Annotated in this window: 1 protein-coding gene; it reads right to left on the reverse strand. The window is 64.9% G+C overall.

Going from position 1 to position 388, the window contains the following annotated elements; translation table 11 throughout:
* The coding region (locus BJL95_RS22640; protein ID WP_175463777.1) for a transposase at positions 1-301 on the reverse strand (301 nt) is incomplete at its 3' end.
* Positions 302-388 lie beyond the last annotated feature (87 nt).

Consider the following 388-nt stretch of genomic DNA (forward strand, 5'->3'; position numbering starts at 1 on the left):
ACGAAAATCGCTGTCGCTCCCCGGTGTCCGGGTCGACGCGCTTGTCGTTGACCCGCGGGGCCTTCACGTTGACCGCACCAGCGGCGGTCAGGACGTCGCGTTCGTGGTGGTAGCCGTTGCGCACCACCAGGCGGCGCCCGTTCTCGTCGACCTGATCAGCGAACTGCTCGATATAGGCGGCCACCTCCGCCTGCAGCGCGGCCGCGAGCATCTGCCGGGCACCGTCACGGACGATCTCGTCGAGCAACGACCGCCCGTCGTCGTCGTTGGAGCGGTCGTTGTCGTGTACTACCGTAAGCACGGGCGTACCTTCCCAACCAGCGTTGCAGCGCTGGCCTTGATCGAATACCTGTTTTCTTGCAGATCATCATCCGGGAAGGTGCGCCCT

The organism is Methylomonas sp. LWB, assembly GCF_001856095.1.
Lineage (GTDB): Bacteria > Pseudomonadota > Gammaproteobacteria > Methylococcales > Methylomonadaceae > Methylomonas > Methylomonas koyamae_A.